Annotated in this window: 28 protein-coding genes; 21 read left to right on the forward strand and 7 right to left on the reverse strand. The window is 70.6% G+C overall.

Annotation, left to right across the window (positions count from 1 at the left end):
• The first annotated feature begins 110 nt into the window (after nt 1-110).
• Nucleotides 111-2,060 (forward strand): AMP-binding protein, encoded by a 1,950-nt coding sequence (locus ABZ117_RS24935; RefSeq protein WP_356823998.1) that lies wholly within the window; start codon nt 111-113, stop codon nt 2,058-2,060.
• Here the strand turns inward: ABZ117_RS24935 and ABZ117_RS24940 are convergent.
• Complete coding sequence (locus ABZ117_RS24940) at nt 1,981-2,475, reverse strand: ATP-binding protein (protein WP_356823999.1); 495 nt, start codon at nt 2,473-2,475, stop codon at nt 1,981-1,983. The two genes, ABZ117_RS24935 and ABZ117_RS24940, sit on opposite strands and share 80 nt — an antisense overlap.
• A gap of 108 nt (nt 2,476-2,583) precedes the next feature.
• Here ABZ117_RS24940 and ABZ117_RS24945 point away from each other — a divergent pair, with 108 nt between their 5' ends.
• Both ABZ117_RS24945 and ABZ117_RS24950 read left to right on the forward strand, forming a co-directional pair.
• Nucleotides 2,584-3,444, forward strand: coding sequence for a helix-turn-helix transcriptional regulator (locus ABZ117_RS24945; protein WP_356824000.1), 861 nt, complete (start codon nt 2,584-2,586; stop codon nt 3,442-3,444).
• Nucleotides 3,441-3,695, forward strand: a complete 255-nt coding sequence (locus ABZ117_RS24950; protein WP_356824001.1) for a DUF397 domain-containing protein — start codon at nt 3,441-3,443, stop codon at nt 3,693-3,695. The genes ABZ117_RS24945 and ABZ117_RS24950 overlap by 4 nt, the downstream gene beginning before the upstream one ends.
• Here the strand turns inward: ABZ117_RS24950 and ABZ117_RS24955 are convergent.
• Together ABZ117_RS24955 and ABZ117_RS24960 are read right to left on the reverse strand one after the other, a co-directional pair.
• On the reverse strand, nt 3,654-4,301 hold the full coding sequence (locus tag ABZ117_RS24955) for a methyltransferase domain-containing protein (RefSeq protein WP_356824002.1): 648 nt from the start codon (nt 4,299-4,301) through the stop codon (nt 3,654-3,656). The genes ABZ117_RS24950 and ABZ117_RS24955 overlap by 42 nt on opposite strands.
• A gap of 73 nt (nt 4,302-4,374) precedes the next feature.
• Complete coding sequence (locus ABZ117_RS24960) at nt 4,375-4,785, reverse strand: helix-turn-helix domain-containing protein (protein ID WP_356824003.1); 411 nt, start codon at nt 4,783-4,785, stop codon at nt 4,375-4,377.
• Between the two features lie 168 nt (nt 4,786-4,953).
• On the opposite strand from ABZ117_RS24960, the gene ABZ117_RS24965 reads away from it, so the two are divergent.
• Entirely contained in the window at nt 4,954-5,688 is a 735-nt protein-coding gene (locus ABZ117_RS24965) for an alpha/beta fold hydrolase (RefSeq protein WP_356824004.1), read from the forward strand.
• Between the two features lie 690 nt (nt 5,689-6,378).
• On the opposite strand, the gene ABZ117_RS24970 is transcribed toward ABZ117_RS24965, so the two are convergent.
• Nucleotides 6,379-6,582, reverse strand: a complete 204-nt coding sequence (locus tag ABZ117_RS24970) for a cold-shock protein (protein WP_073499902.1) — start codon at nt 6,580-6,582, stop codon at nt 6,379-6,381.
• Nucleotides 6,583-6,868: 286 nt separating this feature from the next.
• On the opposite strand from ABZ117_RS24970, the gene ABZ117_RS24975 reads away from it, so the two are divergent.
• The 5 genes from ABZ117_RS24975 (at nt 6,869) to ABZ117_RS24995 (ending at nt 11,273) form a co-directional block, all read left to right on the forward strand.
• Entirely contained in the window at nt 6,869-7,717 is an 849-nt protein-coding gene (locus ABZ117_RS24975; RefSeq protein ID WP_356824005.1) for a menaquinone biosynthesis protein, read from the forward strand.
• A 95-nt stretch (nt 7,718-7,812) separates the two neighbouring features.
• The gene (locus ABZ117_RS24980; protein ID WP_356824067.1) at nt 7,813-8,553 is read left to right on the forward strand and encodes an A24 family peptidase; all 741 of its coding nucleotides are present in this window, start codon (nt 7,813-7,815) and stop codon (nt 8,551-8,553) included.
• 80 nt (nt 8,554-8,633) lie between these two features.
• Nucleotides 8,634-9,833, forward strand: a complete 1,200-nt coding sequence (mqnC, locus tag ABZ117_RS24985; protein WP_356824006.1) for a cyclic dehypoxanthinyl futalosine synthase — start codon at nt 8,634-8,636, stop codon at nt 9,831-9,833.
• A gap of 7 nt (nt 9,834-9,840) precedes the next feature.
• The gene (locus ABZ117_RS24990; protein ID WP_356824007.1) at nt 9,841-10,494 is read left to right on the forward strand and encodes a hypothetical protein; all 654 of its coding nucleotides are present in this window, start codon (nt 9,841-9,843) and stop codon (nt 10,492-10,494) included.
• An 83-nt stretch (nt 10,495-10,577) separates the two neighbouring features.
• On the forward strand, nt 10,578-11,273 hold the full coding sequence (locus ABZ117_RS24995; protein WP_356824008.1) for a demethylmenaquinone methyltransferase: 696 nt from the start codon (nt 10,578-10,580) through the stop codon (nt 11,271-11,273).
• A 16-nt stretch (nt 11,274-11,289) separates the two neighbouring features.
• Here the strand turns inward: ABZ117_RS24995 and ABZ117_RS25000 are convergent, their stop codons facing one another.
• Both ABZ117_RS25000 and ABZ117_RS25005 read right to left on the reverse strand, forming a co-directional pair.
• Nucleotides 11,290-11,625, reverse strand: a complete 336-nt coding sequence (locus tag ABZ117_RS25000; RefSeq protein ID WP_356824009.1) for a PASTA domain-containing protein — start codon at nt 11,623-11,625, stop codon at nt 11,290-11,292.
• Nucleotides 11,626-11,707: 82 nt separating this feature from the next.
• Nucleotides 11,708-12,226: a GNAT family N-acetyltransferase gene (locus tag ABZ117_RS25005; protein ID WP_356824010.1), complete on the reverse strand. Its 519-nt coding sequence runs from the start codon at nt 12,224-12,226 to the stop codon at nt 11,708-11,710.
• 99 nt (nt 12,227-12,325) lie between these two features.
• Between ABZ117_RS25005 and ABZ117_RS25010 the strand changes: the two genes are divergently transcribed.
• Nucleotides 12,326-13,609 (forward strand): geranylgeranyl reductase family protein, encoded by a 1,284-nt coding sequence (locus ABZ117_RS25010; RefSeq protein WP_356824011.1) that lies wholly within the window; start codon nt 12,326-12,328, stop codon nt 13,607-13,609.
• Nucleotides 13,610-13,712: 103 nt separating this feature from the next.
• Here ABZ117_RS25010 and ABZ117_RS25015 read toward each other — a convergent pair whose 3' ends face one another.
• Complete coding sequence (locus ABZ117_RS25015) at nt 13,713-14,561, reverse strand: C40 family peptidase (RefSeq protein ID WP_356824012.1); 849 nt, start codon at nt 14,559-14,561, stop codon at nt 13,713-13,715.
• Between the two features lie 745 nt (nt 14,562-15,306).
• On the opposite strand from ABZ117_RS25015, the gene ABZ117_RS25020 reads away from it, so the two are divergent.
• The 11 genes from ABZ117_RS25020 to nuoK are packed head-to-tail and all read left to right on the forward strand — an operon-like array spanning nt 15,307 to nt 26,234.
• A complete protein-coding gene (locus tag ABZ117_RS25020; protein ID WP_003992243.1) occupies nt 15,307-15,666 on the forward strand; it encodes an NADH-quinone oxidoreductase subunit A in 360 nt (119 codons plus the stop codon).
• Nucleotides 15,667-15,681: 15 nt separating this feature from the next.
• Complete coding sequence (locus tag ABZ117_RS25025; protein WP_318201968.1) at nt 15,682-16,236, forward strand: NADH-quinone oxidoreductase subunit B family protein; 555 nt, start codon at nt 15,682-15,684, stop codon at nt 16,234-16,236.
• Complete coding sequence (locus ABZ117_RS25030) at nt 16,233-17,024, forward strand: NADH-quinone oxidoreductase subunit C (RefSeq protein ID WP_356824013.1); 792 nt, start codon at nt 16,233-16,235, stop codon at nt 17,022-17,024. Before ABZ117_RS25025 ends, ABZ117_RS25030 begins: the two co-directional genes overlap by 4 nt.
• Nucleotides 17,021-18,361 (forward strand): NADH-quinone oxidoreductase subunit D, encoded by a 1,341-nt coding sequence (locus tag ABZ117_RS25035; protein WP_356824014.1) that lies wholly within the window; start codon nt 17,021-17,023, stop codon nt 18,359-18,361. Before ABZ117_RS25030 ends, ABZ117_RS25035 begins: the two co-directional genes overlap by 4 nt.
• Nucleotides 18,358-19,245 carry an NADH-quinone oxidoreductase subunit NuoE gene (gene nuoE / locus ABZ117_RS25040; protein WP_356824015.1) on the forward strand — a complete coding sequence of 296 codons (888 nt, stop codon included), beginning with the start codon at nt 18,358-18,360 and terminating at the stop codon, nt 19,243-19,245. Before ABZ117_RS25035 ends, nuoE begins: the two co-directional genes overlap by 4 nt.
• Entirely contained in the window at nt 19,242-20,591 is a 1,350-nt protein-coding gene (gene nuoF / locus ABZ117_RS25045; RefSeq protein WP_356824016.1) for an NADH-quinone oxidoreductase subunit NuoF, read from the forward strand. The genes nuoE and nuoF overlap by 4 nt, the downstream gene beginning before the upstream one ends.
• Nucleotides 20,588-23,092: an NADH-quinone oxidoreductase subunit G gene (locus tag ABZ117_RS25050; protein ID WP_356824018.1), complete on the forward strand. Its 2,505-nt coding sequence runs from the start codon at nt 20,588-20,590 to the stop codon at nt 23,090-23,092. The genes nuoF and ABZ117_RS25050 overlap by 4 nt, the downstream gene beginning before the upstream one ends.
• Nucleotides 23,089-24,453 carry an NADH-quinone oxidoreductase subunit NuoH gene (gene nuoH, locus ABZ117_RS25055; protein ID WP_356824019.1) on the forward strand — a complete coding sequence of 455 codons (1,365 nt, stop codon included), beginning with the start codon at nt 23,089-23,091 and terminating at the stop codon, nt 24,451-24,453. The genes ABZ117_RS25050 and nuoH overlap by 4 nt, the downstream gene beginning before the upstream one ends.
• On the forward strand, nt 24,446-25,096 hold the full coding sequence (gene nuoI / locus ABZ117_RS25060) for an NADH-quinone oxidoreductase subunit NuoI (RefSeq protein ID WP_356824020.1): 651 nt from the start codon (nt 24,446-24,448) through the stop codon (nt 25,094-25,096). Before nuoH ends, nuoI begins: the two co-directional genes overlap by 8 nt.
• Complete coding sequence (locus ABZ117_RS25065) at nt 25,093-25,938, forward strand: NADH-quinone oxidoreductase subunit J (RefSeq protein WP_356824021.1); 846 nt, start codon at nt 25,093-25,095, stop codon at nt 25,936-25,938. Before nuoI ends, ABZ117_RS25065 begins: the two co-directional genes overlap by 4 nt.
• Nucleotides 25,935-26,234: an NADH-quinone oxidoreductase subunit NuoK gene (gene nuoK / locus ABZ117_RS25070; protein WP_356824022.1), complete on the forward strand. Its 300-nt coding sequence runs from the start codon at nt 25,935-25,937 to the stop codon at nt 26,232-26,234. The genes ABZ117_RS25065 and nuoK overlap by 4 nt, the downstream gene beginning before the upstream one ends.
• Nucleotides 26,235-26,248 lie beyond the last annotated feature (14 nt).

Consider the following 26,248-nt stretch of genomic DNA (forward strand, 5'->3'; position numbering starts at 1 on the left):
CGGACCCGCACAACCCCCTCACAGCAGGCCCGTACGATCACCTGCCTAACCAGCGGTAACGCCCTGCTGCCGGGCCGACCGCAGGTGCACGCATGCCAGAGGAGCCGCCCGTGTCCACGCCGTATCCGCACGCCTCCGCCTCCTCCGGCACCCCCGGCACCCCTGTCAACGCCGTCGACTACGACGGCCGACCGGTCCTCGTCGCACCGGAGATACGCCGGCTGGACGGCGCCGTACGCGAGGCGTACGTCCCCCCGTTCGCGCCCCCGGTCACCCACGGCTCCCTCGCCGACCTGCCGTACGACAACGCGGAAGCGGCCCCGGACGCGACCGTCCTCAGCCGCAGACAGCCCGGCGGCGGCTGGACGGACGTGACGGCGGCCCGGTTCGCCGCCGAGGTGCAGGCGGTCGCCCGAGGCCTGATCGCCCAGGGTCTCCTGCCGGGCGACCGGATCGCGGTCATGGCCCGGACGACCTACGACTGGACCCTGCTGGACTTCGCCGCCTGGGCGGCCGGTCTGGTCACGGTCCCGGTGTACCCCACCTCCTCCGTCTTCCAGACCCGCTGGATCCTGCACGACTCCGGCGCGGTCGCCCTGGTCACGGAGACCGCCGCGCAGGCCGCCGCCATCGGCCCCGAACGCCCGCACCTGCCCGACCTGCGCCACGTGTGGGTGATGGACCGCGGCGACGTGGCCCGGCTCGCCGGGACGGGCGAGCCGGTGCCGGACGGGGAGGTGGCCGTGCGCCGGGGCATGCTCGGCCCCGACACGCTCGCCACGCTGATCTACACCTCGGGCACGACCGGCCGCCCCAAGGGCTGCGCCCTGTCGCACGGCAACTTCCTCGCCGAGGTCGACAACGCGATCGAACTCCTCCACCCGGTCTTCAAGTCCCCGGGCGAGGAGCCCTCGGTCCTGCTCTTCCTGCCCATGTCGCACGTCTTCGGCCGGATGGTGGCCGTCGCCTGCGTCCGCGCCCGCGTCCGCCTCGGCCACGCCCCCAGTCTGGCCCCGCAGGATCTGCTCCCGGACCTGGCCGCGTTCCGGCCCACATGCCTGCTGACGATCCCGTACATGCTGGAGAAGATCTACAACTCGGCGCGCGCCAAGTCGGAGGCCGGCGGCCGGGCGGCGGTGTTCGACCGGGCGGCGGACGTGGCCCGGCGCTACGGGGAGGCGCTGGAGGCCCGCCAGACCGGCACCGGCGGCGGCCCGAGCCGCGCCCTGAAGACGCAACGCACCTTCTACGACCCGCTCGTCTACCGCCGTATCCGCGCCGCGATGGGAGGCCGCGTCCGGTACGCCATCTGCGGCGGCTCCCCGCTCGGCCGCCGCCTGGCCGCCTTCTACGCGGGCGCCGGCATCCAGATCTTCGAGGGGTACGGCCTGACGGAGACCACCGGCGCGTCCACGGTCACCCCGCCCCTCAAGCCCCGTATGGGCACGGTCGGCTGGCCGCTGCCCGGCACCCGGGTGCGGATCGCGGCCGACGGGGAGATCCTCCTCGCCGGCGACCACGTGCTGCGCGGCTACTGGGACCCGCAGGCGGGCGGCGTGGTCCCCGCGACCCGCGACGGCTGGCTGCCCACGGGCGACATCGGCGAGCTGGACGACGAGGGCTACCTCACCATCACCGGCCGCAAGAAGGAACTCCTCATCACCGCGGGCGGCAAGTCGGTGGCCCCGGCCCCGCTGGAGGACTGGCTGCGCCAGCACCCGCTGATCTCCCAGGTGATGCTGGTCGGCGACGCCCGCCCGTACGTGGCCGCCCTGATCACCCTCGACCCGGACGGCATCACGCACTGGCGCCAGATGATCGGCAAACACCCGGTGCCCCCGGAACTCCTGATCGGAGACCCGGAGTTGACCGAGGTCCTCCAGCGGGCGGTCGACGAGGCCAACCGCATGGTCTCCCGTCCCGAGTCCATCCGCCGCTTCGCCGTCCTGCCGGTGGACTTCACCGAGGAGGCGGGCCACCTCACCCCGTCGATGAAACTCCGCCGGGACCGGGTCCTGTCCGACTTCGCGGCCGAGGTGGAGGGGCTGTACGCGCGCTGAGCGCCAGCTCCACCCAGACCGTCTTGCCCACCTCCCGCTCCGTGACGCCCCAGAGCGCCGCCAGGACCTGTACGACGACCAGGCCCCGCCCGGACTCGTCCAGCAGGCCCCCGTCCAGGAACCGCAGGGTGCGGTCGCCCCGGGTGTCGCTCACCTCGATACGCAGGGTGTGCCGCTCGGGCAGCAGTTTCAGCCGCAGCTCGAAGTCCCGTCCGGGGACGCGACCGTGGGTGACGGCGTTGGCGGCGAGCTCGGCCACGACGAGCTGGGCGGTGTGGTTCAGGTCGCCGTCGTACGGATATCCCCAGGCGGCGAGCTGACCACCGGTCAACCGCCGCGCGAGCCGGGCCCCTCGGGGGGTCGAGCTGAGCCGTTGCGCGAGTTCGGTTGTGGGGGTGGAGATTTCTGCGTTCACATCACCGAGCGTGTCCGGTTCTCTCTACGCTGACCAGGGGAGACCCGGCGACTGTGCGTAGTCGTACGGGTGCGGCTTGTTGGTGTACGGCTCGTCGGAGGTGGCGCGTTGGAAGAACAGGAGCGGAGGCCGGAGACACCCGCGGAGGAGAACGGGGCGACTGCGGTGTTCGTCGTACTGGGCAAGCAGTTACGGCTGATGAGGGAGCGGGCGGGCCTCAGCCAAAGGGAGTTCGGCAGCCTGGTGAACTTCGGCCCCGACCAGATCTCGGCCATGGAGAGAGGGGTGCGGACACCGAGGCCGGAGTTCTTGCAGAGGGCGGACGAGATCCTTCAAGCCAACGGCCTCTTTACGGCGGTCATCCCTGACGTCCAGGAGGCGATGGCGAAGGCACGGACAAGGCATCCGGAGTGGTACCGCAGCTACGCCGAGCTGGAAGCGGTGTCCGTCGAGCTGCACTTCTACGCCAACCAGGGCGTGCCAGGCCTGTTGCAAACCGAGGACTATGCGCGGGCTGTGTTCTCTCGCCGACGTCCCCTGCTTGACGATGACACCATCCAGAAGCGAGTAGCCGACCGATTGGCCCGTCAGCAGATCCTTGAGCAGTGGCCGCTGCCGATGTGCAGCTACGTCCTGGAGGAGGTGGTGCTCCACCGGCCCATTGGTGGCCCCAAGGTCCATGAGAAGCAGCTTCAGCGCTTGCTCCGGATCGGAAGCACACGCAACGTGGAGATTCAGGTGATGCCGTCCAGGCAGATGGAACACCCCAACATGGATGGCCCGTTCAACCTGCTGACGCCCAAGAAGAGGGCGCAGGTCGCTTACGTGGAGGTCCAGGGATACCCGAGACTGATCGCCGACCCGGAGGAAGTCCGCAAGATCGTCGATCGCTATGGGATCATGCGCGCGATGGCACTCACCCCGACAGAGTCCCTGGCCCTGATCGAGAAACTGCTGGGAGAGAGATGAGCACCGAGGAACTTGCCTGGTTCAAGTCCAGCCACAGCGGCGGCGAGGGCGGCGAATGCCTCGAACTTGCCTACAGCTGGCGCAAGTCGACCTACAGCAGCGGTGAAGGCGGCGAATGCCTGGAGATCGCTGTCCACCCCACCGCCATCCACATCCGTGACTCGAAGCGCCCCGCCGCCCCCCACGTCACCGTCACACCCGGCGCGTGGTCAGCCTTTCTTCTGGGCGAGCAGGAACGCCTGCGGGGCTGACTCGCCGTACGACTCCTCCCGTTCGCGGACGGTGGTGGAGCGGACGGTGAGGCCCGCGTCGGCGAGCAGCTCGGCCATCCGGTCGGGTCGGCGCCGGAGGAAGTCCAGTACGACGGGCCGGCCCCACGGGCGGTCGAGGCGGAGCGGTGCCTCGCCGGCCTGGAAGGCAAGGAGGAGCCGGCCGCCGGGTGCGAGGACGCGGTAGAACTCGGCCAGGAGCGCGGGGAGTCGGTCGTCCGGGGTGTGGATGCTGGAGTACCAGGAGACGGCTCCGGCCAGCGTGCCGTCGGCCAGGTCGAGGTCCAGCATGGAGCCCTGCTCGAACCGCAGCCCCGGGAAATCGCGGCGGGCGATGGCGATCATGGACGCGGACAGGTCCACGCCGTGGACGGACAGGCCGAGACCGGCGAGGTGGGCGGTGACCGCGCCGGGACCACAGCCGAGGTCGGCGACCGTGCCGCCGGGGCCGACCTGTTCGGCGAACGCGCCGAGCAGGGCCCGTTCCAGCGGCCTGTCGGCGAGCGGGTCGGCGAAGTGCCCGGCGTAGTCCTCGGCGATGGTGTCGTAGAAGGTGCGGGTGGCGGTGAGGAAGTCGGTACCGGTCATGGGGAGGGACCGTAGCGGGACCCACTGACACACCCCCCTTGGGCATCGTTCCCCTTGGTTTTGCCACCTGGAATCAGGTGTGATCGCCGATGGACCCGGCGGGCGGGGTGCCGGCGCGATTGTCGTATTCCGCGCGCGCGTGGTCGATGAGCGCCAGGTGCTCGGCACTCCACTCCAGGAGGGGCAAGGCGGCTTGGCACAGCGTGCTGCCCATCGGGGTGAGCTCGTAGCTGACATGAGGCGGCATGACGTTGTGGATCGTGCGGGTCAGGATGCCGTCCCGTTCCAGATGGCGCAGGGTGACGGTGAGCATGCGCTGACTGATCCCGTCGACGGTGCGCTTGAGTTCGGAGAAGCGCCGCGGCCCTTCTCTGAGGTGGCACACGACGAGAAGCGACCACTTGTCCCCGACCATGCCGAGGACGGCGCGGAGCCGACTCGCGTCCTGCCGCACGGGCTGCGGCTCACTGTCCGTCGCGGTCATCGTTACCTCCAGGGAACCATGGCACCGAAATGTGCCTTATTGCCCGGGCCGTGCGGGGCACACCATGATGATTGCGGTTCCCGAAGAGTACCGAGGTGCGAATGGTGACCGCTGTTCTTCCGCGCATCTCGATGCCTCGACACCTCGAGAAAGAAGAGCATTCCTGTCATGTCGATATTCCTGCTGGTACACGGTGCTTGGCACAGTGGACGCTCTTGGGAGCGAGTGGTTCCGCTGCTGGAGTCGGCCGGACATCGTGTGCTCGCTCCGTCGCTGACCGGCTACGGCGACAAGGCGCATCTGCTCAGCCCTGACGTAGGGCTCGACACGCACGTCGACGACGTCGTCCGGCTGATCGACGAAGCGGACCTCACCGACGTGGTGCTCGTAGGGCACAGTTACGCGGGGGCGGTCATCTCGTCCGCGGCCAATCAGGTCCCGGACAGGATCGCGCAGTTGGTGTACGTCGACTCGATGGTCCCGGAGGACGGCGAGACCGCGGTCGACGCCCTGCCCGCATTGCAGGGCCTGATCGACCTGGCCGCGGAGTCCGGAAGCCCGTGGCGCATTCCGCCGCCCCCGGAACAGCCGCCCCCGCTCGGCCTGTTCGGAGTCACCGACCCGTCAGACATCGCGTGGCTGCGCACGGTGCTCTCGGACCATCCGGTGCGCTGCCTCCAGCAACCGGTCCGGCTGGACAACCCGGCCGCGCACGCGATCCCGCACACGCACATCCGCTGTGACGGCGGGAACGCGGAAGGCTTCACCCTGCCGCCCGTCCCCGCGGTACAGCCCAACGGTTCTCCGGCGCGGGTGTGGGAACTGCCGACCGGCCACGACTGCATGATCACCATGCCCGGCGAGCTCAGCGAGTTGCTCCTCGAGGCCGCCGCCGGTCCCTGACATTGGATCTCGCTCGTAGGGCGTCGTACGCCGCTTCGTAGCCACGCTCGGCGGTGGTACGGGACGCGGGTGACTCCGGCCTGGTGCTGCCACCGCTGCCGCAGGACACGGTGACCATGCCGAGCAAGGCCGCCGCGACAGTGAGCTTGAGCGGCCGTGCTTGTGCGAGTGCGCGCATGCCCCGTTTCCCCTCTCGATGCCTTGACCGTCCAGCCGATGTCATCGACGGCATCCACTGCCGCGAGGGCGACCGCCAGAATCCTCTCCCCACGTGCCGTCGACGCCCACCTGATCAGCCTCTTCCGAGTGGTCCGGCGCGAGCCGAGTCGTCGGGGTGTCCCGGCAGAGCGAGTTGGTGCGGTACCTCCACGTTATGGCCTCGATCGTGCGACGTGGTCGGCCCACTGCCGTCCGTCCGGGAGAGGGATCGGCTGCCATCAGCCGCTCGATCCGGTCCTACATCGCATCCGTGATCGTCAATCGGACAGATGCATGGGCTCAACTGATCAGTACGAGGAAACTACGCTTTAGGTGATTCGCGCCGGAAAGCCCGGAAATCCAGGCCGCGCGTCCCGAGGGCTGACCGCGACGAAGGTGAACCGGGAATGAACGGGAAAAGGCAGGAGCCCCGTTGCCGGAAGGCGCGGGGCTCCTTGGGTACTGCACTCAGGTTCTGCGATCAGGGAGCGATCAGACGGGGGTGACGTTCTCCGCCTGCGGACCCTTCGGGCCCTGCGTCACGTCGAAGGAGACCGCCTGGTTCTCCTCCAGCGAACGGAAACCCTGCGCGTTGATCGCGGAGTAGTGGACGAAGACGTCGGGGCCGCCGCCCTCCTGGGCGATGAAGCCAAAGCCCTTTTCGGCGTTGAACCACTTCACGGTTCCGGTAGCCATAAGCCCTCCCTGGGCTCAAAAGGGTTGCCCTGCTCCAGAACCTGCACGTGCGAAACGGTGCTGCACAACTGCATTCGTCTGAATACGACGAGAGCCCGCGGTCACATGCTCCGCAGGCTCTGTACTGCAAGGGAAACCAAACTGCAACTTGCGGCGAGCCTAGCACGCGGGCCACCGAAAGCAATAGAGGTCAAGATCACGTCACCCGGAGGTTTGAACACGGGGTCCGCCGTTCGGCGGTGGGGCCGGTCCCGGCACCGTGACGCACGGGGTCTAGTGTCGCGATGTGGACAATTCTCGCACCCGGCCGCGCGTCGGCCACATCCAGTTCCTGAACTGCCTGCCCCTCTACTGGGGGCTCGCGAGAACCGGCACGCTCCTCGACTTCGACCTGACGAAGGACACGCCGGAGAAGCTCAGCGAACGCCTCGTGCGCGGCGACCTCGACATCGGCCCCGTCACCCTGGTCGAGTTCCTCAAGCACGCCGACCAACTGGTCGCCTTCCCCGACATCGCCGTCGGCTGCGACGGCCCGGTGATGTCCTGCGTGATCGTCTCCCAGGTCCCGCTGGACCGGCTGGACGGCGCCCGCGTCGCCCTCGGCTCGACCTCGCGCACCTCCGTCCGGCTCGCGCAGCTGCTGCTCGCGGAGCGGTACGGCGTCGAGCCCGAGTACTACACGTGCCCGCCCGACCTGAGCCTGATGATGCAGGAGGCCGAGGCCGCCGTCCTCATCGGCGACGCCGCGCTGCGCGCCAACCTCCTCGACGGCCCCCGCTACGGCCTGGAGGTGCACGACCTCGGCGCGCTGTGGAAGGAGTGGACGGGCCTGCCGTTCGTCTTCGCGGTGTGGGCGGCCCGCCGGGACTACCTGGAGCGCGAGCCGTTCATCACCCACCGGGTCCACGAGGCCTTCCTCGACTCCCGCGACCTCTCCCTGGAAGAGGTCGCCAAGGTCGCCGAACAGGCCGCGCGCTGGGAGGCCTTCGACGAGGAGACCCTGGCCGAGTACTTCACCACCCTCGACTTCAGCTTCGGCGCCCCGCAGCTGGCCGCCGTCGCCGAGTTCGCCCGCCGGGTCGGCCCCACGACGGGTTTCCCCGCCGACGTGAAGGTCGAGCTGCTCCAGCCGTAGGGCCCGCCGGGTCCCCGGCCGCGCGAGCGGTGCCGGCCGCCCGGACCGGGTAGGGACCGGGGGCGGGCAGGACGACGGGGGAGGATGACGTGGAGCTGGCCACGGGGGCGCTGGTGCTCGGCGCCGGGGTGTGGGGCGCGCTGGCGGGCACGCTGCTGCCCCGCGCGGCCTACCGCTTCGCCGTCCCGCCCGGCGACCCCTGGCGCGCTCACTGCCCCGCCGGCCACCCCCTGCGCGGCTGGCTGGGCCGCGCGAGGTGCGCCGAACACCGCGCGGGCGGTGGGCCGTACGCCGGCGCCCCCTCCGCGCCGCGCCTCGCCACCGCCGGCGCGCTCGTCTGCGCCGCCCTCGCCGCCGCCACCGGCACCCGCCCCGAACTGGCGGTCTGGCTGCTGCTCGCGCCCGTCGGCGTACTGCTGGCCGCCGTCGACCTGCGGGTGCGGCGGCTGCCCGACCCGCTGACCCTGCCGCTCGCCGCCGCCGCCCTCGCCCTGCTCGGCCTCGCCGCCCTGCTCCCCGAGCACGCCGGCCACTGGCCCACCGCCCTCTGCGGCGCCCTCGCCCTCGGCGCCGGCTACTTGGTGCTGTACCTGATCAACCCCGCCGGCATGGGCTTCGGCGACGTGAAACTGGCCGTGGGGGCGGGCGCCGTGCTCGGCTGGTACGGCTGGCCCACCGTGCTGCTCGGCACCTTCGCGGGCTTCCTGCTCGGCGCCCTCTACGGCGGCGCGCTCGTCCTGGCCCGGCGCGCGGACCGCGGGACCGCCGTACCGTTCGGCCCGTTCCTCCTGGCCGGCACCCTCGCCGGAGTGCTGATCGGCGCGTACGCGGCCTGAGGTCAGCGCGGGAAACCCGCTGGCGTAGGCTGGTTCGGTCCGTCCACAACCCTGACGAAAACCTTGCGAAAGGGACGCCGGTGACCGAGAAGGCCGACCTCCAGTCCGTCCTCGACCGTGCCGCCGCCGGTGGGCGGATCACCCCCGAAGAGGCGCTGGAGCTGTACCGCGACGCGCCCCTGCACGCCCTCGGCGCCGCCGCCGACACCGTCCGCCGCCGCATGTACACCGGCACCGAGCACATCGCCACGTACATCATCGAGCGGAACATCAACTACACGAACGTGTGCGTCACGGCCTGCAAGTTCTGCGCGTTCTACGCGGCCCCCAAGGACACCGCCAAGGGCTGGACCCGCGACCTCGACGACATCCTGCGCCGCTGCGCGGAGACCGTCGAACTCGGCGGCACCCAGATCATGTTCCAGGGCGGCCACCACCCGGACTACGGCGTCGAGTACTACGAGAAGCACTTCAAGGCCATCAAGGACGCCTTCCCGCAGCTGGTGATCCACTCGCTGGGCGCGTCCGAGGTCGAGCACATGGCCCGGATCTCCGGCGTCTCCGTCGAGGAGGCCATCACCCGGATCCACGAGGCCGGCCTCGACTCCTTCGCGGGCGCCGGCGCGGAACTCCTGCCCGCACGGCCGCGCAAGGCCATCGCCCCGCTCAAGGAGAGCGGCGAACGCTGGCTGGAGATCATGGAGACCGCGCACCGGCTGGGCGTGGAGTCGACGTCGACGATGCTCATGGGCACCGGCGAGACCAACGCCGAGCGCATCGAGCACCTGCGGATGATCCGTGACGTGCAGGACCGCACGGGCGGCTTCCGCGCGTTCATCCCGTACACCTACCAGCCCGAGAACAACCACCTGAAGGGCCGCACCCAGGCGACCCTCTTCGAGTACCTGCGGATGATCGCGATCGCCCGCCTCTTCCTGGACAACGTCCGCCACGTCCAGGGCTCCTGGCTCACCACCGGCAAGGAGGTCGGCCAGCTGTCCCTGCACTACGGCGCGGACGACCTGGGCTCGATCATGCTGGAGGAGAACGTGGTCTCCTCGGCCGGCGCCAAGCACCGCTCCAACCGGCTGGAGATCATCGACCTGATCCGCAAGGCCGGGCGGGTGCCGGCCCAGCGCGCCACCACCTACGAGCACCTCGTCGTCCACGACGACCCGGCGGACGACCCCGCCGACGACCGCGTGGCCTCCCACATCTCCTCCACGGCCATCGAGGGCGGCACCGCCCACCCCGAGCTGAAGCTGCTGGCGTCCAACTGAGCCTGCCGTGCTGACCCTCCACACCGCGGACCTCCTCGTCACCGGCGACCCGCACCGCGCCCCGCTGCCCGGGGGCGCGCTGCTCGCCGAGGGCCGGACGATCGCGGCCGTCGGCCCGTACGAGGAGCTGGCCGCCGCACACCCGGCCGCGCGCGTACGCCGCTGGCCGGGCCTGATCACGCCCGGCCTGCTCAACCCGTACGGGCCCGAACTGCTGGAGCGGGCCTACCACCCCGACCCGCGCGAGGCCGACACGCTCGGCACCGAGCCGCTCACCGGCGAAGCGGCCCTGGCCGCCCTCGGCATGACCGACGCGCGGTGGGGCGCGAGCGCCCGGCGCGGGGTGCAGCGGATGCTCGCCCACGGGACCGTGGCCGTGGCCGGGCCGCTGCGGCGTCCGGCCGTGGCGGACGCCGTACGCCGGGCGGGCATGGCGAGCCGGGAGCGGACCGCCGGGCCGCCGGGGCCGCCGTCCCTCGACCCGCTGGCCGGGCGGCGCCCCCTCGCCGAAGCCGTCCTCACGCCCCTGCTGCCGTACGAGGGCAGGGCCGCGACCTTCGCCGTGTTCGACGTGCCGGACGAGACCGCCCTCGCCGGCCGCGGGGCCGCCACCTGCGTGGCGACCGTCATCGAGGGCCGGCTGCTGTACCGCCGCCGCTGACCCGGCGGCGGACCCGGGGCGCCGCCGGGCCGGCGGCGCGAGCCGGGGCTCCCGCCGTGGGACCGGGCTGCAAGAATGGGCGGGTGACCCGCGCCTCCCTGAACAAGCAGCCGCACGAAGTCGCCTCGATGTTCGACGACGTGGCGGAACGGTACGACCTGACGAACGACGTGCTGTCGCTCGGCCAGGACCGGCGCTGGCGCAGGGAGGTCGCGAAGGCGGTCGACGCGCGCCCCGCGCAGAAGGTCCTGGACCTCGCCGCCGGCACGGCCACCTCCTCGCTGCCCTTCGCGCGGACCGGCGCGTACGTCGTCCCCTGCGACTTCTCGACCGGCATGCTCCAGGTCGGCAAGCGCCGGCACGCCTGGCTGCCGTTCACCGCTGGCGACGCGACGAAGCTGCCCTTCAAGGACGACACCTTCGACGCCGTGACGATCTCCTTCGGCCTGCGCAACGTCCAGGACACGGACGCCGCCCTGCGGGAGATGTACCGGGTCACCCGGCCCGGCGGACGCGTCGTCATCTGCGAGTTCTCGCACCCGACCTGGGCGCCCTTCAGGACGGTCTACACCGAGTACCTGATGCGGGCGCTGCCGCCGGCCGCGCGCGCGGTCTCCTCCAGCCCGGACGCCTACATCTACCTCGCCGAGTCCATCCGCGCCTGGCCCGACCAGCCCGCCCTCGCCGGACGGCTGCGCGACGCCGGCTGGTCGAAGGTGGCGTGGCGCAACCTCACCGGCGGTGTCGTCGCGCTGCACCGGGGCTTCAAGGAGGCCTGAGCCGCTCCCGCGCGGCTCAGCGCCCGATCATCTCGAACGCGTCCCCCGGCTCGCCGAGTTCGCGGGGCGGACCGCCCGCCGGGGGTCGCGGAACGCGTGGTTCCCGCACGCCTCCGCCGCCCTCGCCCTCCCCGAAGTCGAACCACACGTGCACCGTCGACTCCGGCGGTACCTCGGCGCCGGGCTGCGGATACTGGCGTACGACGTAGTCGACGACGGCGCGGTGGAAGTCCGGGCGGTCCGGCGCGGTGAGGAACAGGCCGTGGGCCCGGGCCGCTTCACGCGCGTCCACGGCCATCAGACCGACCAGACGCGGGACGCGTACGTCGGATGTTTCGGGTGGTATACGCACAGATGTCACCCCCAGCGGTACGGGAAGGGTAACTCCCGCCCGGCCCACCCGGAAGGGTTCGGTGTCTTTCCGTGACAGATAACTACTGTGGGTCATCGAAGTTGAGGCGGAAGCAGAGCGCCGGCTCGTTCGGCGTCGGATGCGTGTAGGTCTCCGCCGGCTCCATGCCGAGCCGCCGAGCCACCGCCACCGAACGCTCGTTGCCCGGCCGGACCACCGCCACCACACCCGGCACCCCGGCCGCCCGGACCCGGCCCAGCGTCTCCCGCGCCGCCGCGGTGACATACCCCCGGCCCCAGTGCGCCCGGCCCAGCCGCCAGCCGATCTCCGTCTCGCCCACGGGACCCCACTGCGGCCGCCACGGCTGGGCGCCGGTGAACCCGATCACCTCGCCGCTGTCGTCCAGCAGGGTCCACAGGCAGAAGCCCAGCTCCGCGTCGTGCCGCCGCTGGCGCGCGGTCAGTTCCTCGTAGACCGACAGCGCCGCCGGCCTGCCGCCGTAGAACTCCATGACCTCCGGGTCGTCGAACACCCGGTGCCAGGCGACCGCGTCCTCGTGCGTGGGGACGCGCAGCCGTACCGCGGGGAGAGGTCGGTTCACAGGGCAGCCCTTCAGCCGGGTGATCAATTCTGCTGAATAGACTGCCCGTGTCCAGTGCCGGTCGGCACGCAGATTCCGAACCTTTGGGGAGATCCCGCCGTGACCGAGCCCCTCTCCGACCACACCGCCGATGTGATCGTCGTGGGCGCGGGGCCAGCCGGCTCCACGACCGCGTACCACCTCGCCAAGGCCGGCCTCGACGTCCTGCTGCTGGAGAAGACCGCGTTCCCGCGCGAGAAGGTGTGCGGCGACGGCCTCACCCCGCGCGCGGTCAAGCAGCTCGTCACCATGGGGATCGACATCTCCGAGGAGGCCGGCTGGCTGCGCAACAAGGGCCTGCGCATCATCGGCGGCGGCTCCCGCCTCCAGCTCGACTGGCCGGATCTCGCCTCCTTCCCGGACTACGGACTCGTCCGCAAGCGCGACGACTTCGACGAGCAGCTCGCCCGCAACGCCCAGAAGGCCGGCGCCCGCCTGTACGAGCGCTGCAACGTGAGCGAGCCGGTCCTCGACGACCGCACCGGCCGCATCACCGGCGTCACCGCCAAGCTCGGCGAGGAGAAGCGCGAGGTCACCTTCCGCGCGCCGCTCGTCGTCGCCGCCGACGGCAACTCCACCCGGCTGTCCCTCGCGATGGGCCTGCACCGCCGCGAGGACCGCCCCATGGGCGTCGCCGTGCGCACGTACTTCACCTCGCCGCGCCACGACGACGACTACCTGGAGTCCTGGCTGGAGCTGTGGGACCGGCGCGGCGCCCAGGACCGCCTGCTGCCCGGCTACGGCTGGATCTTCGGCATGGGCGACGGCACCTCCAACGTCGGCCTCGGCGTCCTCAACACCTCCGCCTCCTTCAAGGAGCTGGACTGGCGCGAGGTCCTCAAGGCGTGGTGCGCCTCCATGCCGCGGGACTGGGGCTACACCCCCGAGAACATGACCGGCCCGATCCGCGGCGCCGCCCTCCCCATGGCCTTCAACCGCCAGCCGCACTACACGCGCGGGCTGCTGCTCGTGGGCGACGCCGGCGGCCTGGTGAACCCCTTCAACGGCGAGGGCATCGCCTACGCCATGGAATCCGGCCAGATCGCCGCCGACGTCATCGTCCAGGCCCACGCGCGGGCCACGCCCGCCCAGCGCGAGACCGCCCTGACCCGCTACCCGCGCGTCCTGAAGGACACCTACGGCGGCTACTACACCCTGGGCCGCGCCTTCGTGAAGCTCATCGGCAACCCGAAGGTCATGCAGATCGCCGCCCAGCGCGGCCTGACGCACCCGATGCTGATGAAGTTCACCCTGAAGCTGCTCGCGAACCTCACCGACCCGACGGGCGGCGACGCGATGGACCGCATCATCAACGGCCTGAGCAGGGTGGCCCCCAAGGCGTGAGCCGTCCCTGAACCGCCCCGGGGCACCCGGGGACGACGTGAGGGCCGCAGCCCCCGGGAAGGGGCTGCGGCCCTCACGCGCGTGTGAGAGGTCCGGGAGGTGCTCAGAGCACCCGCACCGCGCCGGTGGGCGGGTCGTACGACAGCGGGCGCTCCACGACGCCCGTGGAGGGGTTCTGCGCGCCGACGAACATGCCGCCGCCGACGTACACCCCGACGTGGTACGCGCTGCCCGCGCTGCCCCAGTACAGGATGTCGCCCGGCTGGAGGCTGTCCAGCGAGACCTGGGTGCCGGCGGTCGACTGGTCCTGGGAGACGCGCGGAAGGCTGATGCCGACCTGCCGGAAGGCCGTCTGGACCAGGCCGGAGCAGTCGTAGGCGGACGGGCCGGTGGCGCCGGAGACGTACGCCTTGCCGACCTGCGCCTTGACGAAGTCGATGACGGACGCGGCCGAACCGGTGGCCGTGGACGTGCCGGTCGAGGTGGAGGTTCCGGTGGACGTGGAGGTGGACGTGGTGCTGGTGCCGCTGCCCGCCGTGGTGGACAGCGTCGTCCGCTCCGCGGTGCGCGAGGCGCGTGCGGCGGCCTCCTTGCGGGCGGTCTCGTCGGCCTTCTTCTTGGCCTCCGCCGCCTTCTGCCTGGCATCGGCGAGGTCCGCCTTGGCCTGCTTCGCGGCCTTTGCGGCAGCCGCGTCACGCTCGGCCTGCAACTGGTAGTTCGCGGCGGCCTGCTGGGTGGCGTCCGCGGACTGGGCGGCCTGGACGGTCAGGTCGGCCGTCAGGGTGGGCAGTTCGAGCGTCTGCGTCACCGGCTCGGCCGCGTTCGCCGAGCCGGACGCCCCGGCGACCGCCAGGGTGCCGAGGACACCACCGGCGACTCCGGCCCGCATCGCGAGGGTCGACGCGCTGCGGCGGGGCTTCCGGTGGCTGCGTATGTGAGCGGTGTGGGACATGGGAACAACCGGTACCAGGGGCTCCTTCATATCTTCAAGAAACGTGTGGTGCGCCACAGTTGCTCAATCGAACCCCGTAATCCCGGGCGTGTCGCTCTTTATTGACGCCCTAACGGACATTGCGGACTGTCGTGATCAAGCCCTTGATCACGGTCTTTGATCATTACGTCCGGATTGCCCCGCACCTACCACCGGTGAGGGTCGTTGGCCAAGCCCGGTTCTCACAGCCCCCTCACGAGTGTGGCGGAGGTCACGGAACGGTCACCGGAACCGCGGCGTCCCGCACGTGCGCGACTGGTGAACGCGCGCACACGCTCCGGCCCCGCGTCCACACCCCGCCCCTCCCCTCCCTCTGACGTGTGAACGCGGCCCTCTATCAGCCCCCGCCCGTCCAGCACCAATTTGCATGCATCGGAAGCCTCTTGATATGGAGACGACCCCTCCGGCCTGCGATGACGAGCGAAAATGTCACTACTGGTGATCAACTGGACGCTTCGCGTACGAAGATCACCCATCATCCGACTTCATGATCCTTCGTCAGGTGGTGGAGATCACAAAGCTTGTGGAATACCCCGTGTCGCAGATCACAGAGCGGCAGGCATAGGATGCGAGGCAGTTGGGCTTGTGACCTGCTTCACATGTTCTCGATCTTCGCCCGGGACGAGCGGGGCTCGTGGGACCGGTGAGGCGGACGTGAGCCCAGTAACCGCCAGCAGTCAGCGCCGACTGAGAGGAGCGAGGAGCGGTGAACGCGTATGCGCCCATCCTCGTACTGGGAGCCCTCGGGGCAGGCTTTGCGATCTTCTCCGTGGTCATGGCCACGCTGATCGGTCCGAAGCGGTACAACCGCGCCAAGCTCGAAGCCTATGAGTGCGGCATCGAGCCGACCCCCACGCCGGCCGGCGGCGGGCGCTTCCCCATCAAGTACTACCTGACGGCGATGCTCTTCATCGTCTTCGACATCGAGATCGTCTTCCTCTACCCCTGGGCCGTCACCTTCGACGCCCTGGGGATCTTCGGGCTCGTGGAGATGCTGCTCTTCGTGCTCACCGTCTTCGTCGCGTACGCGTACGTATGGCGGCGCGGCGGCCTGGAATGGGACTGAGGGGCCTTTAAAGACATGGGACTCGAAGAAAAGCTGCCGAGCGGATTCCTGCTCACCACCGTCGAGCAGGCCGCGGGCTGGGTGCGCAAGGCGTCCGTCTTCCCGGCCACCTTCGGCCTCGCCTGCTGCGCCATCGAGATGATGACCACCGGCGCCGGCCGCTACGACCTGGCCCGCTTCGGCATGGAGGTCTTCCGCGGCTCACCGCGCCAGGCCGACCTGATGATCGTCGCCGGCCGGGTCAGCCAGAAGATGGCGCCCGTCCTGAGGCAGGTCTACGACCAGATGCCCAACCCCAAGTGGGTGATCTCCATGGGCGTCTGCGCCTCCTCGGGCGGCATGTTCAACAACTACGCGATCGTCCAGGGCGTCGACCACATCGTGCCGGTCGACATCTACCTGCCGGGCTGCCCGCCCCGCCCCGAGATGCTGATGGACGCGATCCTCAAGCTCCACCAGAAGATCCGGTCCGCCAAGCTCGGCGTGAACGCCGAGGAAGCGGCCCGCGAGGCGGAGGAGGCGGCCCTCAAGGCCCTGCCCACGATCGAGATGAAGGGGCTGCTGCGGTGAGCGACGCGAACGGCACCCACGGCGCCGCGGCGAACGGCGGCACCGGCGGGGCGAACGGGGCGGCGAACGGGCCCAACCCCGAGAACGACCTCTCCGCCGCCAACCTCCCCGGCCGGCGCGGCCAGGGCGGCGAGGAGATCCGCGTCCAGCGCGGCATGTTCGGCGCGCACAACGGCGGCGACACCTCCGGCTACGGCGGCCTGGTCCGCTCGGTCCGACTCCCGGGACCGACGGCCCGGCCCTACGGCGGCTGGTTCGACGAGGTCGCCGACGAGTTGGAGGGCGCCCTGGAGGAACAGGGACTCCTCCCGGACAACGCCATCGACAGGACGGTCGTCGACCGCGGCGAGCTGACCTTCCACATCGAACGCGAGCATCTGCTCCTCGTCGCCCGCACCCTGCGGGACGACCCGGCGCTCCGCTTCGAGCTGTGCACCGGCGTCAGCGGCGTCCACTACCCCGAGGACAAGGGCCGCGAACTGCACGCCGTCTACCACCTGCGCTCGATCACCCACAACCGGCTGATCCGCCTCGAAGCCGCCGCCCCCGACAGCGACCCGCGCATCCCGTCCCTGGTCTCCGTCTATCCGACGAACGACTGGCACGAGCGCGAGACCTACGACTTCTTCGGGATCGTCTTCGACGGTCACCCGGCCCTCACCCGGATCATGATGCCGGACGACTGGCAGGGCCACCCCCAGCGCAAGGACTACCCCCTCGGCGGCATCGCCGTCGAGTACAAGGGCGCCCAGATCCCGGCTCCGGACCAGCGGAGGTCGTACTCGTGAGCACGCAGTCAGCATCCGCGGCCTCCGCCGCCTCGGCGCGCGAGACCACCGAGGGCACCGTCTACACGGTCACCGGTGGCGACTGGGACGAGGTCGTCCAGTCCGCGGCCCGCGCCGACGACGAACGCATCGTCGTCAACATGGGTCCCCAGCACCCGTCCACCCACGGAGTGCTCCGCCTCATCCTCGAGATCGACGGCGAGACGGTCACCGAGGCCCGCTGCGGCATCGGCTACCTGCACACCGGCATCGAGAAGAACCTCGAGTACCGCACGTGGACGCAGGGCACCACCTTCGTCACGCGCATGGACTACCTGACGTCCTTCTTCAACGAGACCGCCTACTGCCTCGCCGTCGAGAAGCTCCTCGGCATCGAGGACCGGATCACCGCACGCGCCACGATCATCCGGGTGCTCCTGATGGAGCTGAACCGGCTCTCTTCCCACCTGGTGTGCATCGCCACCGGCGGCATGGAACTGGGCGCCACCACGATCATGATCTACGGCTTCCGTGATCGTGAAATGATTCTCGACCTCTACGAGCTGATCACCGGCCTGCGCATGAACCACGCGTACATCCGGCCCGGCGGACTCGCCCAGGACCTCCCGCCCGGCGCGGTGGACCAGATCCGCGAGTTCGTGAAGAAGATGAACAAGAACCTCCCGGAGTACGACAAGCTCGCCACCGGGAACCCCATCTTCAAGGCCCGCATGCAGGACGTCGGCTACCTCGACCTGGCCGGCTGCATGGCCCTCGGCGCCACCGGCCCGATCCTGCGCTCCACCGGCCTGCCCCACGACCTGCGCAAGGCCCAGCCCTACTGCGGCTACGAGACGTACGACTTCGACGTCCCCACCACCGACACCTGCGACGCCTACGGCCGCTTCCTCATCCGCCTGGAGGAGATGCGCCAGTCGCTCAGGATCATCGAACAGTGCCTGGACCGGCTCCAGCCCGGCCCCGTCATGGTCGCCGACAAGAAGATCGCCTGGCCCGCCCAGCTCGCCCTGGGACCGGACGGACTCGGCAACTCCCTCGACCACATCAAGAAGATCATGGGCACCTCCATGGAGGCCCTGATCCACCACTTCAAGCTGGTCACCGAGGGCTTCCGCGTCCCGCCGGGACAGGCGTACACGGCCGTGGAATCACCCAAGGGCGAACTCGGCGTGCACGCCGTGTCCGACGGCGGCACCCGCCCCTACCGGGTCCACTTCCGCGACCCGTCCTTCACCAACCTTCAGGCCATGGCGGCGATGTGCGAAGGCGGCCAGGTCGCCGACGTCATCGTCGCCGTCGCATCCATCGACCCCGTGATGGGAGGCGTCGACCGGTGACCACCTCTTCCTCGGAGCGGGGCGTCAGCCTGGGCATGCCCGCACTGCCCGCCCCCGCGTACCCGGACGACGTCCGGACCCGGCTCGAGGCGGACGCGCGCGAGCTCATCGCCCGCTACCCCGACTCCCGGTCCGCCCTGCTGCCGCTGCTCCACCTCGTGCAGTCGGAGGAGGGCCACGTCACGCGCACCGGCATGCACTTCTGCGCGGACATGCTCGGCCTGACCACCGCCGAGGTCACCGCCGTCGCCACCTTCTACACCATGTACCGGCGCCGGCCGTCCGGCGACTACCAGGTCGGCGTGTGCACCAACACGCTCTGCGCGGTCATGGGCGGCGACACCATCTTCGAGACCCTCCAGGAGCACCTGGGCGTCGGCAACGGCGAGACCACCGACGACGGCAAGGTCACCCTGGAGCACATCGAGTGCAACGCGGCCTGCGACTTCGCGCCGGTCGTGATGGTCAACTGGGAGTTCTTCGACAACCAGACCCCCGGCAGCGCCCGGCGCCTGGTCGACGACCTCCGCGCGGGACGGCCCGTGCAGCCCACGCGCGGCGCCCGGCTGTGCACCTTCAAGGAGACCGCCCGGATCCTGGCCGGCTTCCCCGACGAGCGGCCCGGTGCCGTCGAGGAGGGGGGCAGCGCGGGACCCGCGTCGCTGGTGGGCCTCCGCCTGGCCAGGGGAGAGGCCGAACCCGCGCGCGTGGTGCACCCGCGGGACGGCGGCCCGCACCGGACGGGAGCGTCCGGGGAACCGCACGACCGGGCGGCGCACGGGCCGTCGCCGGCCGAGCACCTCAGTTCCCACGACGCGCCGCAGGACACATCGGCCTCCGACCCCGCCCACCCGGCAGGGCCCACCGCCGAGGAGGGGGAGTGATGACCGTGGAATCCGAGCTGAAGGACACCAGCCCCCAGAAGCTGCTCGCACCCGTGCTGTCGGCCTTCTGGGACGAGGACCGGTCCTGGACCCTGGACGTCTACCGCAGGCACGACGGGTACGAGGGGCTCCGCAAGGCGCTCGCCATGTCCCCGGACGACCTCATCGCGTACGTCAAGGACTCCGGGCTGCGCGGCCGCGGCGGCGCGGGATTCCCGACCGGGATGAAATGGCAGTTCATCCCGCAGGGTGACGGCAAACCGCACTATCTGGTGGTCAACGCCGACGAGTCGGAGCCGGGCACCTGCAAGGACATCCCGCTCCTCTTCGCGAACCCGCACAGCCTCATCGAGGGCATCGTGATCGCGTGCTACGCCATCAGGTCGTCGCACGCCTTCATCTATCTGCGGGGCGAGGTCGTCCCCGTGCTGCGGCGGCTGCACGAGGCCGTGCGCGAGGCCCGCGAGGCCGGCTACCTCGGCGAGAACATCCTGGGCAGCGGACTCGACCTCGAACTCACCGTGCACGCGGGCGCCGGCGCGTACATCTGCGGTGAGGAGACCGCGCTGCTCGACTCGCTCGAAGGCCGCCGCGGCCAGCCCCGTCTCCGTCCCCCCTTCCCCGCGGTGGAAGGCCTCTACGCCTGTCCCACCGTGGTGAACAACGTGGAGTCGATCGCGTCGGTTCCCGCCATCCTCCAGAACGGCAAGGAATGGTTCAGGTCGATGGGCAGTGAGAAGTCCCCGGGCTTCACGCTCTACTCGCTCAGCGGCCACGTCGCGAGCCCCGGCCAGTACGAGGCTCCGCTCGGCATCACGCTGCGCCAGCTCCTCGACATGAGCGGCGGCATGCGCCCCGGGCACCGCCTGAAGTTCTGGACACCGGGCGGCTCCTCGACACCCATGTTCACCGACGAGCACCTCGACGTCCCCCTCGACTACGAAGGGGTGGGCGCCGCGGGCTCGATGCTCGGCACGAAGGCCTTGCAGTGCTTCGACGAGACGACCTGCGTGGTGCGGGCGGTGACCCGCTGGACCGAGTTCTACGCCCACGAGTCCTGCGGCAAGTGCACCCCCTGCCGCGAGGGGACGTACTGGCTGGTGCAACTGCTGCGGGACATCGAGGCCGGCAAGGGCGGCATGTCCGACCTCGACAAGCTCGCCGACATCGCCGACAACATCAACGGCAAGTCCTTCTGCGCCCTCGGTGACGGCGCCGCATCCCCGATCTTCTCCTCGCTCAAGTACTTCCGCGAGGAGTACGAGCAGCACATCACGGGCCGGGGCTGTCCCTTCGACCCGGCCAAGTCGACGGCCTGGGCGGACCGCCCGGAGGTGAACGCATGACCGTGACCACCAGCGCCCCCACCCCGGGGGGCCGGCCGGCGGTTCCACCGGCGGACCTCGTCACCCTGACGATCGACGGCGCAGAGATCAGCGTGCCCAAGGGCACCCTGGTCATCCGGGCCGCCGAGCAGCTCGGCATCGAGATCCCGAGGTTCTGCGACCACCCCCTGCTGGACCCGGCCGGCGCCTGCCGCCAGTGCATCGTCGAGGTCGAGGGCCAGCGCAAGCCGATGGCGTCCTGCACGATCACGTGCACCGACGGCATGGTCGTCAAGACCCACCTCACCTCACCGGTCGCCGAGAAGGCCCAGCACGGGGTGATGGAGCTGCTGCTCATCAACCACCCGCTGGACTGCCCGGTCTGCGACAAGGGCGGCGAGTGCCCCCTCCAGAACCAGGCCATGTCGCACGGCAACGCCGAATCCCGCTTCGAGGGCAGGAAGCGCACCTACGAGAAGCCCGTACCGATCTCCGCCCAGGTCCTGCTCGACCGCGAGCGGTGCGTACTGTGCGCCCGCTGCACCCGCTTCTCCAACCAGGTCGCCGGTGACCCGATGATCGAACTGGTCGAGCGGGGCGCGCTCCAGCAGGTCGGGACCGGCGAGGGCGACCCGTTCGAGTCGTACTTCTCCGGCAACACCATCCAGATCTGCCCGGTCGGCGCCCTCACCTCGGCCGCCTACCGCTTCCGCTCCCGCCCCTTCGACCTCATCTCCTCGCCCTCGGTCTGCGAGCACTGCTCCGGCGGCTGCGCCACCCGCACCGACCACCGGCGCGGCAAGGTCATGCGGCGGCTCGCCGCCGACGACCCCGAGGTCAACGAGGAGTGGATCTGCGACAAGGGACGCTTCGCGTTCCGGTACGCCCAGCAGCGCGACCGGCTCGACACCCCGCTGGTCCGCAACGCCGACGGCGTCCTGGAACCCGCCTCCTGGCCCGAGGCGCTGCAAGCGGCCGCACAGGGCCTGAGCGCAGCCCGCTCCCGGGCCGGCGTCCTCACCGGCGGCCGGCTCACCGTCGAGGACGCCTACGCGTACAGCAAGTTCGCGCGCGTGGCGCTCGACACGAACGACATCGACTTCCGCGCGCGCGTGCACAGCGCCGAGGAGGCCGACTTCCTGGCGGCCCGGGTGGCCGGCCGCGGCCGTGACCTCGACGGTACGGGCGTCACCTACACCTCCCTGGAGAACGCGCCCGCCGTGCTGCTCGTCGGCTTCGAGTCGGAGGAGGAGGCGCCCGGCGTCTTCCTGCGGCTGCGCAAGGCCTGGCGCAAGCGCAAGCAGCGGGTGTTCTCGCTGGCCACCCACGCCACCCGGGGCCTTCACAAGGCGGGCGGTCTGCTGCTGCCGGCCGCGCCCGGCACCGAGCCCGAGTGGCTGGACGCCCTCGCGAGCGGCACCGGCCTGGAGGAGCCCGGCTCCCACGCGGCCGAGGCACTGCGCACGCAGGGCGCGGTCATCATCGTGGGCGAGCGGCTGGCCGGCGTCGCGGGCGGCCTCACCGCCGCGCTGCGCGCCGCCACCGCGACCGGCGCCGCACTGGTGTGGATCCCGCGCCGGGCCGGCGAGCGCGGCGCCGTCGAGGCCGGTGCGCTGCCGTCGCTGCTGCCGGGAGGCCGCCCCGCGACCGACCCGCGCGCACGGGAGGAGGTCGCCACCGTCTGGGGCCTCGCCGAACTGCCGTCCCGCTACGGCCGCGACACCCACCAGATGGTGGAGGCCGCCGCCAGCGGTGAACTGTCCGCACTCCTGGTCGCCGGTGTGGAGGTGGCCGACCTGCCCGACCCGGCACGCGCGCGTGAGGCCTTCGCGAACGTCGGCTTCCTGGTCTCGCTCGAACTGCGGCCCAGCGAGGTCACCGAGCACGCCGACGTCGTCCTGCCGGTCGCCGCGGTCCCCGAGAAGGCGGGCACCTTCCTCAACTGGGAGGGCAGGGTCCGCTCCTTCGAGGCCGCACTCAAGCCCGACCAGATGACCCGCCGGCTCGCGCCGGCCGACACGCGCGTGCTGCACATGCTCGCCGACGCCATGGACGTCCACCTGGGGCTGCCCGACCTGCGCACCACGCGCGCGGAGATCGACCGGCTCGGCCCCTGGAACGGCCCCGGCGCCGCCGCACCCACGGAGTCCGCGGGCGCACTGCCCCGCCCGGCCGCGGGCGAGGCCGTGCTCGCCGGGCACCGGCTGCTGCTCGACCAGGGCGTCCTCCAGGAGGGCGACGAGGCCCTCGCCGGCACCCGGCACGCCGCCCACGCGCGCGTGTCCGCCGCGACGGCCGCCGAGGCCGGCGTCGCAAACGGCGGCCTCCTGGCCGTCACCGGCCCCGCCGGCTCCGTGGCACTCCCCCTCCAGGTCACCGACATGCCCGACCGGGTGGTCTGGCTCCCGCTGAACTCCACCCGCCCCGGCGTGGCCTCCGGCACCGGGGCCCGGCCCGGCTCCCTCGTCCGCATCGGCCCGGCGGCACTCGCCGACGAGACCCCCAAGGAGGTGGAGGCATGAGCGGGTACCTAGCCGCTGAAGACCTCTCGATGTTCGGCCGCGACCCCTGGTGGCTGGTCGTCGTCAAAGCGGTGTTCTGCTTCGCCTTCCTGATGGTGACCGTGCTGTTCTCCATCGTCTGGGAACGCAAGGTCGTCGCCTGGATGCAGCTGCGCATCGGCCCCAACCGGCACGGCCCCTGGGGCATGCTCCAGTCGCTCGCCGACGGCGTGAAGCTGATGCTCAAGGAAGACCTCATCGTCAAACGCGCGGACAAGGTCGTCTACGTCCTCGCGCCGGTCGTCGCGGCCATCCCGGCCTTCATGGCGATCGCGGTGATCCCCTTCGGACCGGCCGGCAACGAGATCTCGATCTTCGGCCACCGCACCACGATGCAGCTGACCGACCTGCCGATCGCGATGCTCTACATCCTCGCGATCGCCTCCGTCGGCATCTACGGCATCGTCCTGGCGGGCTGGAGCTCCGGCTCCACCTATCCGCTGCTGGGCGGCCTGCGCTCCTGCGCGCAGATGATCTCCTACGAGATCGCCATGGGCGCCGCGTTCGCCTCCGTCTTCCTGTACTCGGGCTCGATGTCGACGTCCACGATCGTGGCGCAGCAGCACGACCGCTGGTACATCGCGCTGCTGCCGGTCTCCTTCATCCTCTACATCGTCACGATGGTCGGCGAGACCAACCGCGCCCCCTTCGACATGCCGGAGTCCGAGGGCGACCTGGTCGGCGGCTTCAACACCGAGTACTCGTCCATCAAGTTCGCGATGTTCATGCTGGCCGAGTACGTCAACATGGTGACCGTCTCGGCCGTGTCGGCCACCCTGTTCCTCGGCGGCTGGCGCGCCCCCTGGCCGATCAGCGGCTTCTGGACGGGCGCGAACCACGGGTGGTGGCCGCTGCTCTGGTTCGTCATCAAGGTGCAGCTGCTGCTGTTCTTCTTCATCTGGCTGCGCGGCACGCTGCCCCGCGTCCGCTACGACCAGCTGATGAAGCTCGGCTGGAAGGTCCTCATCCCGGTCTCCGTCACCTGGCTGATGCTGGTCGCGACCGTACGGGCCCTGCACAACGAGAACTACGACTTCGCCGACATCGCCCTGTACGTGGGCGGCGGTGTCCTGGCCCTGCTGCTGCTCTCCTTCATCGCCGACATGTTCCGCGACAAGGCGAAGAGCACCGGACAGCCCGCCGAGGAGCAGCCGGCCTTCGACCCGATGGCGGGCGGGTTCCCCGTACCGCCGCTGCCCGGACAGGAGCTGCCGCCGGTGCCCAGGCGCCGCCCGCGCCGTGAGCGGGAGCTGATTGTCAGTGGTGGACCGGACACTGTCAGTGACGGATCTACGGATGGAAAGGAGGCGTCCGATGGCTGAGGAGCCTCAGGACGCCGGGCACACCACGCCCGGCTTCCAGAACCCCGTCGCCGGCTTCGGCGTGACCTTCAAGGCCATGTTCAAGAAGCGGCTGACCGAGCAGTACCCGGAGCAGAAGAAGACCACGGCTCCGCGGTTCCACGGACGGCACCAGCTCAACCGCCATCCGGACGGCCTGGAGAAGTGCGTCGGCTGCGAGCTGTGCGCCTGGGCCTGCCCCGCCGACGCCATCTACGTGGAGGGCGCCGACAACACCGAGGAGGAGCGCTACTCACCGGGCGAGCGGTACGGCCGCGTCTACCAGATCAACTACGCCCGCTGCATCCTGTGCGGGCTGTGCATCGAAGCGTGCCCCACGCGCGCGCTGACGATGACCAACGAGTTCGAACTGGCCGACTCCAGCCGCGCCAACCTCATCTACACCAAGGAGCAGCTGCTCGCCGGTCTGGAGGAGGGCATGGTGGAGACGCCCCACTCGATCTTCCCGGGGACGGACGAACAGGACTACTACCGGGGCCTGGTGACACAGGCCGCCCCCGGCACGGTCCGGCAGACCGCCGTCTCCAGGGGCGAGGTCCCGCAGGAGGCCACGTCCACCTTCGGCGAGGAGGAGCCGGCCTCGGAGAAGGTGATCGGCGGATGAACGCGCAGCACCTCGCCGCCTACGCGACCTCCACCGGTGAGGCGTTCCAGTTCTGGGTCCTCGGCACGGTCGCGGTGATCGGCGCCCTGTGCACCGTCTTCATGCGGAAGGCCGTGCACAGCGCGCTCTGTCTCGCCGGCACGATGATCGTCCTGGCGGTCTTCTACCTCGCCAACGGCGCCTACTTCCTCGGGATCGTGCAGATCGTCGTCTACACCGGCGCGATCATGATGCTGTTCCTGTTCGTGGTGATGCTCGTCGGCGTCACGGCCGCGGACTCGCTGAAGGAGACCATCAAGGGCCAGCGCTGGCTGGCCCTCGTGTGCGGGGCCGGCTTCGGCGTCCTGCTGTTCGCCGGCATCGCGAACGCCTCCCTGAAGGACTTCGCCGGCACCGGTCAGGCGAACGCGAACGGCAACGTGGAGGGCCTCGCGACCCTCATCTTCACCAAGTACGTCTTCGCCTTCGAGATCACCGGCGCCCTGCTGATCACGGCCGCCGTCGGCGCCATGGTGCTCACCCACCGCGAGCGCACCGAACCCGCCCGGACCCAGCGCGAGCTGTCCGAACAGCGCATCCGCGAGGGCGTCCACATCCCGCCGCTGCCCGCCCCCGGTGTCTACGCCCGGCACAACGCCGTGGACGTCGCGGGCCTGCTCCCCGACGGCACCCCCTCCGAGCTGACCGTCAGCAAGACGCTGCGTGAGCGCGGCCAGGTCCGTGACGTCTCCGCGGAGGCGCTGAACGACCTGCGGGCGCTGGAACAGCGGTCCGAGGAGCGCCTGGAGCGCAGGGCGGTCGAACCGGCGACGTTCAAGCGGCCCGAGGAGGCGTCCAAGTGAACCCGGTCAACTACCTCTACCTCGCCGCCCTGCTGTTCACGATCGGCGCGAGCGGCGTACTGATCCGGCGCAACGCCATCGTGGTCTTCATGTGCATCGAGCTGATGCTGAACGCCTGCAACCTCGCGTTCGTCGTCTTCTCCCGGATGCACGGCAACCTCGACGGCCAGATCATCGCCTTCTTCACGATGGTCGTCGCCGCCGCGGAGGTCGTGGTGGGCCTCGCGATCATCGTGTCGCTGTTCCGTACCCGCCACTCGGCCTCGGTCGACGACGCCAGCCTGATGAAGCTGTAAGGGGTCGGAAGAAT

The organism is Streptomyces sp. NPDC006309, from assembly GCF_040613095.1.
Lineage (GTDB): Bacteria > Actinomycetota > Actinomycetes > Streptomycetales > Streptomycetaceae > Streptomyces.

Coding starts and splice junctions, on each gene's coding strand:
- ABZ117_RS24950 (WP_356824001.1), top strand. CDS start 3,441: ATGAGCACCGAGGAACTTGCCTGGTTCAAGTCCAGCCACAGCGGCGGC.
- ABZ117_RS24955 (WP_356824002.1), bottom strand. CDS start 4,301: ATGACCGGTACCGACTTCCTCACCGCCACCCGCACCTTCTACGACACC.
- ABZ117_RS24960 (WP_356824003.1), bottom strand. CDS start 4,785: ATGACCGCGACGGACAGTGAGCCGCAGCCCGTGCGGCAGGACGCGAGT.
- ABZ117_RS24965 (WP_356824004.1), top strand. CDS start 4,954: ATGTCGATATTCCTGCTGGTACACGGTGCTTGGCACAGTGGACGCTCT.
- ABZ117_RS24970 (WP_073499902.1), bottom strand. CDS start 6,582: ATGGCTACCGGAACCGTGAAGTGGTTCAACGCCGAAAAGGGCTTTGGC.
- ABZ117_RS25015 (WP_356824012.1), bottom strand. CDS start 14,561: ATGTCCCACACCGCTCACATACGCAGCCACCGGAAGCCCCGCCGCAGC.
- ABZ117_RS25025 (WP_318201968.1), top strand. CDS start 15,682: ATGGGACTCGAAGAAAAGCTGCCGAGCGGATTCCTGCTCACCACCGTC.
- ABZ117_RS25050 (WP_356824018.1), top strand. CDS start 20,588: ATGACCGTGACCACCAGCGCCCCCACCCCGGGGGGCCGGCCGGCGGTT.
- nuoH (WP_356824019.1), top strand. CDS start 23,089: ATGAGCGGGTACCTAGCCGCTGAAGACCTCTCGATGTTCGGCCGCGAC.
- nuoI (WP_356824020.1), top strand. CDS start 24,446: ATGGCTGAGGAGCCTCAGGACGCCGGGCACACCACGCCCGGCTTCCAG.
- ABZ117_RS25065 (WP_356824021.1), top strand. CDS start 25,093: ATGAACGCGCAGCACCTCGCCGCCTACGCGACCTCCACCGGTGAGGCG.